This window comes from Pseudomonas sp. LBUM1647, assembly GCF_059716175.1.
In genome coordinates this window covers 3,712,001-3,727,189 of the sequence record NZ_CP166809.1, presented here as the reverse complement: position 1 = coordinate 3,727,189, position 15,189 = coordinate 3,712,001, and the positions used below count along the sequence as shown (strand labels likewise).

General features: G+C 55.0%; 19 protein-coding genes and 1 tRNA gene. 13 read left to right on the top strand and 7 right to left on the bottom strand.

Features of this window, described 5'->3' with window-relative positions:
• Positions 1 to 20: 20 nt before the first annotated feature.
• From ACA059_RS16875 to ACA059_RS16845, 7 genes are all read left to right on the top strand, one after another.
• The gene (locus tag ACA059_RS16875; protein ID WP_497630170.1) at positions 21 to 371 is read left to right on the top strand and encodes a hypothetical protein; all 351 of its coding nucleotides are present in this window, start codon (positions 21 to 23) and stop codon (positions 369 to 371) included.
• A 55-nt stretch (positions 372 to 426) separates the two neighbouring features.
• A complete protein-coding gene (locus ACA059_RS16870) occupies positions 427 to 1,038 on the top strand; it encodes a tail assembly protein (protein WP_497630169.1) in 612 nt (203 codons plus the stop codon).
• Positions 1,039 to 1,097: 59 nt separating this feature from the next.
• Entirely contained in the window at positions 1,098 to 4,712 is a 3,615-nt protein-coding gene (locus tag ACA059_RS16865; RefSeq protein WP_497630168.1) for a TipJ family phage tail tip protein, read from the top strand.
• Positions 4,712 to 5,008, top strand: coding sequence for a hypothetical protein (locus tag ACA059_RS16860; protein ID WP_497630167.1), 297 nt, complete (start codon positions 4,712 to 4,714; stop codon positions 5,006 to 5,008). Before ACA059_RS16865 ends, ACA059_RS16860 begins: the two co-directional genes overlap by 1 nt.
• Positions 5,009 to 5,017: 9 nt before the next feature.
• Positions 5,018 to 5,743, top strand: a complete 726-nt coding sequence (locus ACA059_RS16855) for a hypothetical protein (protein WP_497630166.1) — start codon at positions 5,018 to 5,020, stop codon at positions 5,741 to 5,743.
• 63 nt (positions 5,744 to 5,806) lie between these two features.
• Positions 5,807 to 6,961, top strand: coding sequence for a hypothetical protein (locus ACA059_RS16850; RefSeq protein ID WP_497630165.1), 1,155 nt, complete (start codon positions 5,807 to 5,809; stop codon positions 6,959 to 6,961).
• Positions 6,962 to 6,964: 3 nt separating this feature from the next.
• Positions 6,965 to 7,303, top strand: coding sequence for a hypothetical protein (locus ACA059_RS16845; RefSeq protein ID WP_497630164.1), 339 nt, complete (start codon positions 6,965 to 6,967; stop codon positions 7,301 to 7,303).
• Between the two features lie 374 nt (positions 7,304 to 7,677).
• Here ACA059_RS16845 and ACA059_RS16840 read toward each other — a convergent pair whose 3' ends face one another.
• Both ACA059_RS16840 and ACA059_RS16835 read right to left on the bottom strand, forming a co-directional pair.
• Positions 7,678 to 8,829: an acyltransferase family protein gene (locus tag ACA059_RS16840; protein ID WP_497630163.1), complete on the bottom strand. Its 1,152-nt coding sequence runs from the start codon at positions 8,827 to 8,829 to the stop codon at positions 7,678 to 7,680.
• A 266-nt stretch (positions 8,830 to 9,095) separates the two neighbouring features.
• On the bottom strand, positions 9,096 to 9,314 hold the full coding sequence (locus ACA059_RS16835) for a hypothetical protein (RefSeq protein ID WP_497630162.1): 219 nt from the start codon (positions 9,312 to 9,314) through the stop codon (positions 9,096 to 9,098).
• A gap of 79 nt (positions 9,315 to 9,393) precedes the next feature.
• Here ACA059_RS16835 and ACA059_RS16830 point away from each other — a divergent pair, with 79 nt between their 5' ends.
• On the top strand, positions 9,394 to 9,819 hold the full coding sequence (locus ACA059_RS16830; protein ID WP_497630161.1) for a cell wall hydrolase: 426 nt from the start codon (positions 9,394 to 9,396) through the stop codon (positions 9,817 to 9,819).
• Positions 9,820 to 9,841: 22 nt separating this feature from the next.
• On the opposite strand, the gene ACA059_RS16825 is transcribed toward ACA059_RS16830, so the two are convergent.
• The 3 genes from ACA059_RS16825 to ACA059_RS16815 form a co-directional block, all read right to left on the bottom strand.
• On the bottom strand, positions 9,842 to 10,105 hold the full coding sequence (locus tag ACA059_RS16825; protein ID WP_497630160.1) for a hypothetical protein: 264 nt from the start codon (positions 10,103 to 10,105) through the stop codon (positions 9,842 to 9,844).
• A gap of 139 nt (positions 10,106 to 10,244) precedes the next feature.
• Positions 10,245 to 10,937: an SOS response-associated peptidase gene (locus ACA059_RS16820; protein ID WP_497630159.1), complete on the bottom strand. Its 693-nt coding sequence runs from the start codon at positions 10,935 to 10,937 to the stop codon at positions 10,245 to 10,247.
• A 23-nt stretch (positions 10,938 to 10,960) separates the two neighbouring features.
• Positions 10,961 to 11,689, bottom strand: a complete 729-nt coding sequence (locus ACA059_RS16815; protein ID WP_497630158.1) for a hypothetical protein — start codon at positions 11,687 to 11,689, stop codon at positions 10,961 to 10,963.
• A gap of 184 nt (positions 11,690 to 11,873) precedes the next feature.
• Here ACA059_RS16815 and ACA059_RS16810 point away from each other — a divergent pair, with 184 nt between their 5' ends.
• A complete protein-coding gene (locus ACA059_RS16810) occupies positions 11,874 to 12,110 on the top strand; it encodes a hypothetical protein (protein WP_497630157.1) in 237 nt (78 codons plus the stop codon).
• Between the two features lie 41 nt (positions 12,111 to 12,151).
• Here ACA059_RS16810 and ACA059_RS16805 read toward each other — a convergent pair whose 3' ends face one another.
• Positions 12,152 to 12,361 carry a hypothetical protein gene (locus tag ACA059_RS16805; protein ID WP_497630156.1) on the bottom strand — a complete coding sequence of 70 codons (210 nt, stop codon included), beginning with the start codon at positions 12,359 to 12,361 and terminating at the stop codon, positions 12,152 to 12,154.
• A gap of 160 nt (positions 12,362 to 12,521) precedes the next feature.
• Between ACA059_RS16805 and ACA059_RS16800 the strand changes: the two genes are divergently transcribed.
• From ACA059_RS16800 to ACA059_RS16790, 3 genes are all read left to right on the top strand, one after another.
• Positions 12,522 to 13,343, top strand: a complete 822-nt coding sequence (locus ACA059_RS16800) for a MinD/ParA family protein (RefSeq protein WP_497630155.1) — start codon at positions 12,522 to 12,524, stop codon at positions 13,341 to 13,343.
• A gap of 458 nt (positions 13,344 to 13,801) precedes the next feature.
• Positions 13,802 to 13,905: transfer RNA gene (locus ACA059_RS16795), tRNA-OTHER, on the top strand.
• Positions 13,906 to 13,987: 82 nt separating this feature from the next.
• A complete protein-coding gene (locus tag ACA059_RS16790; protein WP_497630154.1) occupies positions 13,988 to 14,203 on the top strand; it encodes a hypothetical protein in 216 nt (71 codons plus the stop codon).
• 105 nt (positions 14,204 to 14,308) lie between these two features.
• Here the strand turns inward: ACA059_RS16790 and ACA059_RS16785 are convergent, their stop codons facing one another.
• Entirely contained in the window at positions 14,309 to 14,518 is a 210-nt protein-coding gene (locus tag ACA059_RS16785; protein WP_497630153.1) for a hypothetical protein, read from the bottom strand.
• 226 nt (positions 14,519 to 14,744) lie between these two features.
• On the opposite strand from ACA059_RS16785, the gene ACA059_RS16780 reads away from it, so the two are divergent.
• Positions 14,745 to 15,140 carry a hypothetical protein gene (locus ACA059_RS16780; RefSeq protein ID WP_497630152.1) on the top strand — a complete coding sequence of 132 codons (396 nt, stop codon included), beginning with the start codon at positions 14,745 to 14,747 and terminating at the stop codon, positions 15,138 to 15,140.
• Positions 15,141 to 15,189: the final 49 nt, after the last annotated feature.

The window sequence follows — 15,189 nt, the reverse complement described above, 5'->3', positions numbered from 1 at the left end:
TTCCCACAGGAGTGACCTGCATGAGATTATTCGTAGGAGCGTTCGCAGCAATGCTGTTGGCGGGATGTATGGCGCCGACGATGAACGAGGCGAGACAGGCGGGCCCAGATAAAATACTGTACTCAAAAAAGTCCGATAAGGCTGTCGCCCAGTGCGTCCAATATGAGTGGCAGAATCAGCCCCTGTTCGGCGTGACACCTGAGGCTTCGCTACAGCCAGGGCGTGACAGCGGCTACACCGTATTCACTGCAGGCTCCGAATACTTCGTCGACATTCAACCAGGAGCATCGGGATCGGTTGCGAAATATTATGCCGTTCTGAACAACTGGATTTCCGCCAAGCGCGTGGCCGCTTTGCAAAACTGTCTGTGATAGATATCAATCTCAAGGCCCGCTTCGGCGGGTTTTTTGTTGCCTGGAGAAAAGCATGTCCGCGTTGGCGATCAACTACCAGCCCATGACCACCATCCTTCTGTACGGACAGCTCCGGCAGTTCGGACGGTCCTTTCGACTCTCTGTCCGTTCGCCGGCTGAAGCTATCAAGGCTCTGTGCGTCCAAATACCTGGCTTTGAACGGTTCCTTTCCAGTGCCAAATCTCGCGGGATGGAGTTTGCGGTGTTCCGCGGGAAAACCAATATTGGGGAGGATGAACTGGGCTTCGGCGGAGATGGAGATATCCGCATCGCTCCGATCATCACCGGAAGCAAGAAGGCTGGCGGGCTTCAGACGATTATCGGCGCGGTTCTGATTGTCGTAGGCCTGGTCATTACAGGGGGCACATTCGGCGCTGGCGCACCGTTCGGGTCAGCCTTGATCACGATGGGTGCGTCTATGGCTATCGGCGGTGTCATTCAGATGCTCAGCCCCGCTGCGAAGGGGCTGAAAACCAGCGCGGCCCCAGAGAACACTCCCGGCTACGCGTTCGGCAGCGCCAAAAACACCACGGCTTCCGGCAACCCGGTACCGCTTTGTGTCGGCAAGCGTCGGTGGGGCGGGGCGATCATCAGCGCTGCAATTTATGCCGAAGACCAGATGTAGCCCGACCAACGACCACCACAACCGCCCATGAGGCGGTTTTTTATTGCCTGGAGAAACGTATGGGCGCAGCACAGCAACTGGACGTTTTCGGCGCCAAGGGCGGATCGGATAAGCCCAAGACCCCGACCGAAGCGCCGGACAGCCTGCGCTCGGTGGCCGTGGCCAAGATACTGATTGCCATGGGTGAGGGCGAGTTCGCCGGCAACCCGACAGCACAGGACATCTACCTCGACAACACCCCGCTGCAAGATCCTCAAGGCAACATGAACTTCCCGAACGTGAAGTGGGAGTACCGCAACGGTTCCGTCGAGCAAAGCTATATTCAGGGCATCCCATCGGTAGAGAACGAAACCACCCTTGGCATTGAGTTGCGCAGCGACACGCCTTGGGTACGCGCGATCAGCAACACAGAACTGTCAGCGGTGCGCCTGCGATTTGCGTGGGCAGCTCTTCAATCTGTAGATGCTGAAAACAACATCAACGGCTACAGAATTGAGTACAAGGTCGAAGTCGCAACCGACGGCGGCGCCTATCAGCAGGCGCTGAGCGAAGCTGTCGACGGCAAAACCACTACCACCTACGAACGCACTCGACGGATTGATCTGCCGGCGGCGACAAGCGGGTGGTTGTTGCGCATCACCCGCATAACCCCGAACCAGAACAACAACAAAATCGCCGATACGATGCAGATCGCTGGCTTCACGGAAGTCATCGACGCGAAGCTGCGCTACCCGAACACCGCGCTGCTCTACATCGAATTTTCGGCCGAGCAGTTCCGCAGTATTCCGGCCGTAACGGTCGACTGCCCTGCGCGCAAGTGGCAGGTGCCGAGCAACTACAGTCCGGAAACTCGAAGCTATACCGGGATCTGGGACGGCACTTTCAAAGCAGCCTGGACCGATAACCCGGCGTGGGTCACCTACGGCATCACCGTTAATGATCGTTTCGGCTTGGGTCGCCGGATCAAGCCATGGCAGGTCGACAAGTGGGAGCTGTACCGGATCGCCCAGTACTGCGATCAGCTGGTGCCGGATGGTAAAGGCGGCCAAGAGCCGCGCTTTATCTGCAATCTAAACCTTCAGGGCAAGGCTGACGCCTGGTCACTGCTGCGCGATATCTCGACGATTTATCGCGGGATGACCTACTGGGCGCAGGGCCAAGTCTTCACGCTTTCAGATATGCCGCGCGCAACGGACTTCGACTTTGCATACACCCGTGCGAACGTCATCACAGAAGGTCGGCAGCCATTCACATACTCGAGCGCGTCGGAGCGAACCCGATACAGCCGCGCACTGATCAGCTATGACAACCCGTCGAACAATTACGACACCGACGTTTCCGCCGTCACCGATGCGAAGCTGCAGCGGCGCTATGGCGATAATGTGCTGGAGATCAGCGCGATAGGTTGCACCCGAGAGTCAGAAGCACAGCGCCGAGGCAAGTGGGCGTTGCTGACCAACTCCAAGGACCGCGCCGTCACGTTCCGGGTCGGTCTCGATGGTCGAATTCCATTGCCTGGCTACGTCATTCCTATTGCTGACGAGCTTCTGGCTGGCCGAGCGATCGGTGGGCGCATTTCGGCTGCGGCTGGCCGCGTCGTCACTTTGGATCGTGATACCCAGGCCAAGACCGGCGATCGGCTGATCCTGAACCTTCCCAATGGCAAGTGTGAGGGGCGCACCGTTCAGTCCGTTGCCGGCCGCGCAGTAACGGTCACCACTGCTTATTCGGTCTCGCCCGAGGCGGAACTTGTCTGGGCGCTCGATGCGGACGACCTGGCCGTGCCGTTGTATCGCGTGACCTCCGTATCTCGACCAGAGGCTGGCGTGTTCGAGATCTCGGCCGTCCAGTACGACCCGAGCAAGTTCGCTCATATCGACACTGGCGCACGCCTGGAAGAGCGACCGATCAGCGTGATTCCGATCACCGTCGTTCCGGCGCCGGCCAGCGTTACCGTCACATCAAACTCGGTTGTGTCCCAGGGCATTGCCGTGGCCACCATGACTATCACTTGGCCGGCGGTTGCTGGCGCAGTCGGCTACGACGTCGAATGGCGCAAGGACAGCGGCAATTGGATCAAGCTGCCGCGCACTGGAGCAACTGGCGTCGATGTGGTCGGGATCTACGCTGGGGCTTATTTGGCCCGTGTTCGCGCGGTCAGCTCTTTCGACATTTCGTCGATTTGGCGCAGTTCGATGCCGACCAACCTGAAGGGCAAGGAGGGTTTGCCGCCGGCCGTGTCGTTCCTAACTACTACCAGCAAGGTCTACGGCATCGGCCTCGAGTGGGGGTTTCCGCCGGGTGCGGAAGACACGCAGCGCACGGAGATCTGGAACAACAAGGCCAACGACTTGGCCGCCGCCGTGAAGCTGGCCGATTTCGCCTACCCGCAGGCGAACCACGAGATGCAGAACTTGGTGCCGGGTACCAGCCTGTTTTTCTGGGCGCGTTTGGTGGATCGCACCGGCAACGTCGGGCCGTGGTTCCCGGCCGTCAATGGCGTCAACGGGCAAGTGAGCATCGATCAGTCGGAGTACGAGCAGTACTTTCTCGGAAAGATCCAAGCTTCGGCCTTGGGCCAGCAGCTGCTGGAGGAGATCGGCAAGATCTCTGGTGACGGGGAAGGCTCGGTTAATGACCGGATAGAGGTCGCCAAGCAGCAGCTGGAAGAGCTGATCAGCGAAATCACGGATGCTATGGTCTACGACCCGCTGAAACCTTATGTGAAGGGTGAGGTGGTACGTTTGGATGGGCGGCTGTTCTCGGCGACCAAGGCTGTACCGGCCGGCACTGCGCCGCCGAATGCGGCCTTCTGGTACGACATGGGCACCATTGCCGAAACCACCAATGCGATGGCCTTGCAGATCCAGCAGCACACTACGCAGATTGACACCATTGACGGCAAGGTCACGGCTCAGGCTGCAACCGTTCAAGTCCTGCAGGCGGCATCACGGGATGACGACGGCACGGGAGCACTGAACGATGCGCTGAAGGGCTGGAACAATACGGCGAGCATTGTTCAGAGTGACAAAGTGATCGCGGAGGAGAAGTTTGCCTCGGCCACGCGCTTCACCTCCATTGACGCAGCAGTTGGGAAGAACGCCGCCAATCTCACCACGCTTGAGTCGGCCGTTGCCACGGACAAGGAAGCCACGGCGCAGAAGATTGAAAGCGTGACCGCAACGGCCAACGGTGCGACTGCCAAAGCGGAAACTGCCACCACGGCCATCTCAGGTCTTAACGGCAAGGTGTCGGCGCTTACCACCATCAAGACGTCTACCACTGTAGGCGGTCGAACTGTGATGGCGGGCCTCGCCATAGGCGTTGAAGGTGAGCAGCAAGAGTCGCAGATCCTCGCATTCGCCCAACGCTTCGCGATCCTTGATGAGGTCAGCGGCCAGATGATTGCGCCGTTTGTGGTGCAGGGCGGCCAAGTGTTTATGAACACGGCGATCATTAGTCAGGCTTTCATCAAGGAGCTGGTTCTCGGCATGACATTGCGGTCTGCGGCGCTGAACTCGCAGGGGCTTCCGCTACTGGAAATCAACATCCCGGCAGGGACGCTCACGGTGCGCGGTCAATCTGACAGCGGTTACACGCTGTTGAACAATAACGGGATCTACGTTTACGACCTGAACTATATCGAGCGTGCCGCACTCGGGAAGATGACGTAATGGACTACTACGGCGCTAGAACGAAAAACGCAGCGGGCACTTTGACCCTCGATACTTCAACCATGACGGTTCGGTCGATTGTGACAAAGCAGGTCACCGTGCCGCCCATCACCAGCGACTTCACCAGTTTCATCAGCATGCCGGAAATTACGGCTCAGTCATTCGTCTGCGCCACACTTCAAACTCAAGCCAGTGAGTCCGTCTCATTGCCTGCGGTATTCTGGTCGACAGGCCAGCTTAGGGTGAGGCGAGGGCAGGGGGTGGTGCTCAACGTTTTTATTCTGACCTACCAATAGGAGGATGGCATGGACTACGGATTCAGATCGCGCAACGGTCAGAACTTCTCTCAGATCGACAGCGAAAACAGAGTCCTAAACGTCGCGGCATCCGGTAGTTACACCATAGGCAAGCCCCCGGGCGCGCCCACAACGATTACCCAGGCCGTGATCACTTACCCTGTACCCATAACAACAACCGAGGCCCCGCACGTATTCCTCAATCCAACCAACCAGGGCATGTACCACACGCTGATGCATACGGGCGGCCCGGGCAACTGGACGGGGTTCTACTTCAAGTTGCAACTAATGCCGCCGTTCAACAGTTCCGACTGCAGCGGCAAATGGCTGGTGGCGACCTTCCGCTCTACGTCGCCACCCAACCAGTACGATCTGCGGCTGCGCAATGCAGCCAACGAACAGATTTTTGTCGGGGCGGACAACTTGCTGGTGATGACCGGCTTGCCCATCAATGAAGGCTGGTCACTCGACAATCGCGGCCAAGAGCAGTCCGGTGTGTATTGGTCTGGTTATCAGATGCCATGGACGGGCGCTTACGAGGATTACTTTCTCGCCTCAACTTTGCTCGGTGGAAAGATCAACAACGGCAACACCATTCTCGATACGCCTTGCGGTTTTCACGCTGGAGTGCGCGCAACCCTGAATGGGTATGTGGGAGCTCTGGTGAGTTCGGAGGGTGGCACAGCCAAGAGCGGTAGGACCACTTTTGCCGCCAGACCGATGCGCCCGCTCTGATTAAGCCGCGTACCAATAGCCCGCCAAGTGCGGGTTTTTTATTGACCAAATTAAGGAAGCACTATGCCTTGGCTTAGAGGTGGAACGGTTGCCGTTACCAATGGATCAACCACCGTCGTCGGTACGAACGCAGACTTTGCAGCGAACTCAAGGATTGGTGACGCATTCGTTGGCCCGGACGGTATCAATTACGAGATTGGCAACGTCGCAAGCGCGACGGTGATCTCAATTATTCCCGCCTACAAAGGCCCGACCGCTAGCGGCGTGGCTTACGCCATCATGCCCGTGCAGGGATATCCCAAGGCGCTGGCGGATGCGTTCAACAACATCAATCTTCAGTGGGGGATAAAGCTGGCCGCACTCGGGACCACGGGCAACTACGATATTTTGCCAGTCACAAAAGGCGGTACTGGCGGTGCTGATCTGAACGCTCTGGCGAAGTCTGGAGCGAACAGCGATATCACTTCGATCACCGGCCTGACGACACAGCTGGCGGCAAGCATGGGGGGTAATGGGAGCCTTCTATATTTCCTTTCCGGCTTAAAGATTGGTCGGCAGTCTGCTGGAAAGATCGCAATTGATACGGGGGCCGCCTACATTCCTTCATTGGGAAGGGTCTTGCATGTTTCTGCGCAGATCGTTGCGACGCTGCCGACGAACATGTTGGCGGGATTCCTTTACCACATCTACCTCTATCCGAGCGGAGCCAGCGCCGTACCGGCGATTGAGTTCGTTATTGCCCCCAACGGGCCGCCAGTTGCATATGCATATCCCGCCTACATGAAGCAGGGTGATAACAGTCGCAGGTACATCGGCAGCATCCTGGCATCGTCAGCGACGGACTGTGTCAATTTCACAATGACCGGGAGCCGCGTGGACTACCAGGCGACAACGGTGAGCGCGCCGCTGCAAGTTTTGGCGCTTGGTACAGCAACAACGGCAACCGGTGTGAACTGTTCAGCAGTAGTTCCCCCGACAGCCAGTCATGCTCGATGCCTCCTTTATAACCGCGAGCCGAGTTCAGGCCCGCTTGTGCGAATCGGTAACTCGCTGATCGGCGCCACCAGCGCTAACTCCAGGAGCTTTGTGTTGCAAAGCAATGCCTTTGAAAGCGACGTGCTGCTCGATTCGGCGCAGCAGTTCTATTACTCCTACGACGGCACCACCCCGGTTACTGGTTTCACCGCCCGGGTTCTGGGGTACATCCTTGAGAGGTAACTTATGCCTTACGCAGTGATGGTAAACGGCTCCTATCGAGCCGTGGATGACAGCATGCCCTTGGTTGATGGGGAGACGCTCTATGAAGACGTTCCGCAATGGGCATACGAGGCCGTTGATGCAAGGCTTTTATTGATGGACAAAACCACAGCTGAGATCGAGTGGCAGTCGAGAGAAATGGACTTCATAGCAAATCAATTATCCGCTATTGAAGACGAAGATCCCACTGCCTTGCCTGGTACAACGAAGCAATGGCGAGATTACCGGATCCAGGTACGCGCCTGGTTCGAGGGGGCTGAGAATTATCCCGAGCCCGAGTATCGACCTGTCCGCCCCGAGTAGTCCCGATAGCTCAGTCCCAATGCCCGCCTCTTGCGGGCTTTTTTCTGCCTGGAGCCTGCTGGCCTCCGGTGTGATCCTGGACCTGCTCGACCTGTTCATTGTCGCCATTGCCATTCCGTTCCAATGCGATCAGTGGTAACCGGAGCATATACTGGCGGCACCAAGTTTCGGTGCATTGATGACGGCTCCCGGCGGCCAAGGTGGCCTAGGGTGTGTGTCCACAGTCCCAGCTTCATAAATACCATTCAGGCAGGACTTGGCGCTTGCCTCTCCGGTGTGGCCAGTCGACCCCGCCTGAAACTCAGCCAAATATTACAGCCGCCTCAGGGCAGCTGTTCATTTTAAGGCGCACACACTCGTGACTCAATGCCCCATCAGATCGTTACCGGTTGGCGAGAATGTTGAAGTCTGCTGATGCACGCTACAATTTTTTCTCTTATGATCTCTGATAGTCCTATCTCTAAATATTTATGTACAACCCCTGCTACAGCTATCGAGATGACAGTGGTCAGAAGTATATATGACCATGAGGACATCATGGCGCTCCCTCCAAGAGGCAGTACCACATTATCCAGCAGAACCCTTGTGCTTAGATGAGTAAGATAAAGAGAAAAAGAAATCTCGCCAATCCATACCAAGAATTTGGGGGCGTGAATGGTTACTGTTTTGCTTGCAATGGCCATTGCTAAGACCATTAGCGACAATGACGCTCCCCACTGCGCCGGTCCGTGCAACACTCCTAATATTGAATAGTTATACCAGATCATAAAGCATACGCTGGATGCAACTAAGTTCCACGCCACTATTTTGCTTTTTATGGTAGTCCACGTTGCCAAATATAGTTTTGCAATAAGTGCCCCTGCTAAGAACTCGAGTATTATGGGGCTGGCAATTAAGTTCAAGTAATGAGCCTGGAATTCATAACTGATCAATGGATCTATGGAGAAGCCATGAGTCATGGCAGGCAGGATGATGACGGTACATGCTATCCATATGGAAAGTGCTAATAGTCTGAATCGGCCAAAAAGTAGGGCGACAGCAAAAATTGCATAAAAATACATCTCGAAATCTAACGTCCAACCTAGCGGAAGGATGGGCTCAAAAAATAATGCCCGCAGGCCATTTACGGGAATAAAAAATATACTTTTGAAAAAAGACGCTATGCTGGCTGTGCCATTAATAAAGGCTGTTAATTGATTGGTTGAAACTATGTATATAATGGTAGCAGCTGCATATACCGGCCAGATTCGGCAAAATCGTTTTATGGCAAAATTCAATGCATATGTCGTACTTCCATCAGAATTTCTAGTGGAGTAGATCATTATGAATCCACTAATGATAAAAAATAAATCTACACCCATTGCGCCAGGCAAAAGTAGGCTTTCTATCCATGGCGTGTAAGTTTGCTGCGATAGATACTGGCGTGCATGACACAACACAACCAAAAGTGCTGCAATCCCCCTTAACGCTTGGATCCAGTCAAGTTTCGCAGCAGTACTTTTATTTATCAATTCATAAGGCTCCAACTGAAAATTTTTTGATTCGGCCCTGTATTTACAGGCCGATAAGCGCGGATTCTACTAGATTGTGCTGCCGTCACAAGAGGCTTCCCATCGCTCATAGAGTAGGGACGCGTTTAGCAGAACAAGCCCTTCCTCCAAATACCAGACATCAAGCGGGTATTTTTACGTCAGGGCTTTTCGTTCTGAGCATCTCAACGAGAGGGAATATAAAATAAAGATAGCAGGCTATCTATTTGGGTGTCTGCTATATCCCGAATGAGAAGCTGATTTCAGTTCGCACCCAATTTAAATTTTATGTTGTTTGAAGGCCACCAAGACCACGACGGCGGAGGTGTGTAGCAGCCTGGCTGATTGGCCGGTGTCGCATCACAGCGGACGGTATAGCCCTTGTTGTTGAATTCCCTTCCGCCTTCACCGGTACCGCGCTCACTGTATGAGGAGCAGCCGCCGAGCAAAGCGGCAATTAAAAGAATCGTTGTGTACTTCATAAATGCCTCCATGCGTGGAGTGCATAGCTTAACCATTGAGTCCCGCCTAGTGCGGGTATTTTTTGCCTGGAGAAAAGTTATGACCGCATACGAGAAGGACCGCGACATCCTCGCGCGCACACTGTGGGGTGAGGCCCGCGGTGAGGCCCTTGCCGGCCAGATCGCCGTAGCCTGGACGATCCGCAACCGTGTGAATGACCGCAAGGATAAGTCGTGGTGGGGAGAGGGTTACGCCGGCGTCTGCCAGAAGCCGTACCAGTTCAGCTGCTGGAACAGGAGCGACCCGAACTTTGCTTACTTGAGTGGCGCGAAGTCGATCCCGTTCCGCGAGTTTGCTCAGGCGCAGATTGCCGCCGACCAGGTAATGGCCGGCAAGGTGTCAGATCCCACCGGCGGCGCTACGCACTACTACGCGACCACTATGCCGAAGGCCCCGGACTGGGCGGCGAAGGCCAAGCAGACGCTGAAGCTCGGCCACCACGTCTTCTTCAAGGATGTGCCGTGAACGCCGCCAGTGCCCTCCCGGGTCAATGAACTGCCGAGGACCTGGGAACGGGGACGTGATCAAATTTGGAAATCTCTTTGATCCAGAAGCGACGATATTTAGTTTGGTCTGGCGACAACGGTTTGTGATTTGACCAGGGATGCTCAGCTTTCAAGCTGGCGCGGTATACCTCCCACTCTTTCTCCTCGGCCACTTCCATGGCCCTTTTCTCATCATCGAACCAACCAAGTACGTAAACTTCGCCCTGATCCATACCATGCTCGATCAGTAGATAGATGTCTTTCATAAGCCTGAACTCGCTACTACACGTTCTAAAATCCCCTGATGCTGGGGCATTGTTGTGACTATCGGCAGGCACTTTCGATTATTGAGTTTTATCGATGAATGGTGCGAAATCGAGTCCGATCGCTTAGCCGATTGTTCGATCAGCCTGCGTTATCGTTCAAGGGAGTGATGAGCTCCCGTCCCTGATTCCGTACGTTGCCCACAGCGTTGTCAACTTTGAACCACTCGAAGGCCTCGGTAGGCTCTCCCTCGAGAAGCACCATTTGCTCGGCGCGCTCTTTCGGCTTGGCCGGATCCAGCCATTCACGGGCCAGTTCCGGCGACAACACCACCGGCCGACGATCATGAATGTCCACCATGCCGCCGGCGCTGTCGGCGGTGATGATGACAAACCCATCGTGTTCGCCTGGGCCATGCTCGGCGTTGGGGTATTGACCGATTGCGGCGCAGAGGATTGGCGATCTGTCACGATGGCGAATCAGGTAGGGCTGTTTCTTTGGGCCGCCTTCATCCACCCACTCAAACCAGTTGTCGATGGCAATAATTGCCCGGTGCGGCCAGATAGCGCGGAAGAATGGGCCGTGGGCAACTTTCTCGACTCGGGCATTGATCGGCGCAGCACGGTCTTTTGCCCAGTGCGGGCGCCATCCCCAACGAACCATATCGGCGCGTAAAAACTGACCTTCTTGGTGAAAGAGGGCAAGCTGAGTGGTCGGAGCGGCGTTATAGCGCTCGAAAGGCTGGTCGCCGGCATAGTTGATCAGTGCGTTTGGAATGCTGAGCGCCGCGACGAAGTCGTGAATGCCCCGGTACTGTGAAAGGCGTCCGCACATGGTTGAACCCTCCGGCTGTACATTCAGGGTAGACCAGTGTCCGCCGGCTTCGTTACAAACCCTCTACCAGCGCAAGTCGGGCAATCTTCACGCCGGTCAAAACGATCAAGGCAAGCGGGGCAGGCGCGGAACCTGGCCAGATCGAGACGCGGCCGCACTCTTTCGAAAGCACGTAGATCACAGCCCTCTTTAGCAACTTGGGCGGCATCCACCAATGCGCGGTAGAGGTCCGGATCCTCGATCGGCTCGTAGGTGACGCCCTCGACTGTTCTTCCAGTTTCTATGAGGTCGTACTGCTGCGCATCCGGCAGGGTCAAGGTAAGCCCGGTAATTCTCGCAACTACTCCGGACGGGTTGAACACAAGGTTCGCTCCAGTGGCATCGCGGTAAATCTTCCCGTCGTAGGAGGATCGCGCACCCTCGGCCAGCGTGGTCGCGGCATAGAAAATCGAGCGCCCAATCTTGCCGAACAACTCGGTGCTTTCGTGTCGCATGACGTCGTAGGCAGAGGCGCCGCAGTAGCGGCCCGAAGCGGTCTGCAATTCCTCCACGGCGTGCCAGTAGGCAGCGTTCGCCATCTCGTTCAGGTCGAACTGCTGGAGTTCATCGATCAATCCCTCGGTAACAAGGGCAGAGCTCATTTCGTGAAGGGTCTGTCGGTGGGCCTCGGGGTTCTGCATTCGAAAGTCGTGGTCGTCGAGGGTCGAGCGCCACTGCTGAAGTCTCAGCGCTTTAGCCTGGTCGAAATTCATGGGGACGGATTCGCTGTACAAATACTGGTTGTACGTACAGTAATCGAGACGTGACTATTGTGGCGAGGGTGAGGCGACGGACCGTAGGTTATGAGAGATGTACGGTCGGTGGAACACTTGAACTAAAAACTGACTATTAAGTCAGGATAGTTAGCTGTACTTCTCCCATTATGAGGATTTCACCATGCGCAACTTCACCTTGGAATACCTGTTCAACGGCGAGCCCCGCACATACATGTTCGAATTAAAGCAGCCTCAGCTGCCCGTCCATGAAGCGGCAATGCACCTGCTACAGCTGCATTTTGGGGATGGAGAGAACAGCCTGATCATGCCAACCGCGGACGCGACGCCGCAGGAGATTTTAGAGCAGGCTGAGCTGGTAGGGCTGACGCAGATTAGGGTCGTCGGTCAGCCCAGTTGATGCCAGATGCAGCGACCGGTTGAATCCACAGCCGGTAACGGTCACTCCGGCGTCATCAGCACCGCAAGCGTTAGCTTGATGAACTCCTCGTTCTTATCGATGGCGTCCAGGGCTCCGCGCACATTGTCGGCGACGTCAGCTGAACCGCGGGCCTCAACCCAATTGGAAAGCTCCATGATGGCGGCTTCGAGGGCGAGTTGGTTTTCGTTGATCTTGTACAACAGCGAGGGGAGCAGGTCTGAATGGGGCATAGGCGATTACTCGGCGGATGAGGGCATTGCAGCAGTGGCAGTTCTGGTTCGCGTGATTGCCATGTAGTGGCCATGTGTCTGCACTTTTCAGCTACCATTGCGCATCTAGGAATAGTTAGCGACTACTCGCACGCGATGCACATGGAAGGTAATCAATAACATGGATGGTGTGCGTTCTGTACAAGTTATCGCCGTGACCGGCGGAAAGGGCGGCGTCGGCAAGACGACTGTGGCGGTGAATCTTTCATTGGCGCTGGCGAAGTTTGGAAAGCGAGTCGTATTGCTTGATGGCGATCTTGGCTTGGCGAATATCGATGTCCTGTTGGGGCTTTCCCCGCAGTACACGCTTGCCGATTTAATCGAAGGTCGCTGTGAGCTATCCGATGTACTTTTGCGCGGTCCGGGCGGGATACGAATCGTCCCCGCGACTTCAGGCATCCGGAGCATGATGCATTTGTCTCCGACTCAGCACGCAGGCCTGATCCAGGCCTTCAGTGAAATCGGTGACAGTCTCGATGTGCTGGTGATTGACACAGCTGCGGGCATTGGCTCGTCGGTGGTCAGTCTCGTCCGGGCGGCCCACGAAGTCTTACTGGTGGTCTGCGACGAACCGACCTCGATCACCGATGCCTACGCACTGATCAAACTGCTTAATCGTGATTACGGAATGGACCGTTTCCGGGTGCTGGTCAATATGGTGCAGAGCCCGAATGAAGGTCGCGCGCTGTTCGCTAAATTGGCCAAAGTCACCGATCTCTTCCTGGACGTAACCCTGCGGTATGTGGGAGCGGTTCCGTACGATGTATGTGCGCGTAGGGCAGTGCAGAAGCAGCGAGCAGTCTACGAACACTTTCCGCGCTCCAAGTGCGCCCAAGCATTTCAGGAGATCGCTTTAAAGGTCGACGCCTGGCCTTTGCTGGCTACCCCCAGAGGGCATTTGGAGTTCTTCGTTGACCGACTCGTCCATAATTCGAGAGGGTGACATTTCTCTCCCGGCCGTAAGAGTGGTGCGATTGTGGTGTCCGCTTATGCCTAGCAAGCCTGGAGGCACTTTTTTTGGGTCGGCTTGCGCAAAACCTCCTTTGGAGTCCGCGAGCTTCCGTTTGCATAAGCGGCCGGCAGGATGCCTGAGATGGGTGCGTGACTTTTGCGTGACTCTCTCGCGCACCTGTAAGCACTTGTGGGCATTCGATTGCAGCGAGCGCCAGTAAAAACGGCCATTTCACAAGGTCCTACAGGGGTACTGCGTGCATGAGGTGTAGGGGACTAGTGCAATCACATGCGCGCTTAGAGATATGCAGAATCGGCATACCTTTGGTTTTTCTCACCTCACGCTGAGCGCTTATTTATGAACTTAAATCAGAGGTTTTTCCGGACCGCAATCTTTTGCAGGTATGCGGAAACATTGGGCTGCATGGCATCCTTCCGAGCCTAATTGCGGCCCGGAAAACCTATTGAAAGGCGCAGCCTGATTGATTTTCCCTAGGGACTTAAAATCCCCCGCTCGTAAGGGCGTGCCGGTTCGATTCCGGCTTCGGGCACCATCTTAAATCAAGGGTTTGCGGGCGAAAGCTAATGCAAACCCTTGTTTGTTTTTGGTGATTCAAAAGGATTTGAGACAACGCTATGAAGGACTCTTTCATCATCCGAGGTAAAGCTGCGATTTGGCTGGTTGTTGTGACCTTCTTATCCATCATGGTCGGGGCAAGGCTTGAGAATTGCGGGGTCGTTGAAGGCTTCTTTGAAGGACTGGCGGTTATGGCTGGCCCGGTAGTGTTCTTCATCCTGGTCAATCGTTTATGGTTCTTTTATCGTTCGTCCAAGTCCTCATCCGACAACTGATCCGGCGTTTGTCGTTGTGGTGCCATCTGAAACCAAGGGTTTGCGAGCGAAAGCTGATGCAAACCCTTGTTTGTTTCTGGCCTGCGGTTTTTTAGCCCGAGGCAGTTATTGACCCCGGCCGCCAGCCCCAGGATTAGCGCCGCGTCGATCTTCGCCAGAAGGGTTGCCGGTATCAACAAGCCTTCTCTCGACCAAGACATTTTGAAGGGCTTGGCGGGCTTCAGCGTCCAGCTGGTGCTCTCTCTCCTTGAGTTCAAGCAAGATTGGGCTGGACCAGGTGCGATAGGTTTGCTCGGTCTTACGAATTGATGTCATCTGTCCCCTCCTTGATGAGTGCCCGCCAACACCGTCGGCGCAATTTTGATTCGATAGAACCCTAGTCGAGGAATCTGTTTGCCGCCAAAAAATTGCATGGCAATGGTGCACACCTCGCTGACGCCGCTATTGATCCTATCGTCAAAAAATATATGGATCAGTTTGGAATTATCTAGTCTTAAAAGTTACGGTGTCTGAATACAAAAAATTGTAAGAGGTGGAAGTGATGAGTAAGTTATTGACTGCCATTGCTGTAGCGTTCTTTCTCTCTGGATGTTCTTCCGGACCTCAGATTCCAAACGATGCCCATACCCCAGCACCTGCTGGGGCGAAGCAATTAAGCGGGGATGAAATTCACCAGGTGTTGATTGGTCGTGAGCTCAAAAGCAAAACCGCCAAAGGCGAGCCGTTCTCGGAAACATTGAGTCCTGGCGGAGCAGCGTTAATTAAAATCGCTAATTATCCAGAGGTTAAAGGTAATTGGACTGTGGCAGGTGACGTGATCTGCGTCACCTATAAAGAATATGGAAAGGAATGCAATACCGTGCACAGTGATGGGGCTTCAGTTTGGCTTGTAGACCAAAATACAAAGACAACTAACAATAAATTCAGTGTGCATTAGTTAAGTATCATCCAACTAACGTACACCGTTTATCTCAATCGAAAGCGCA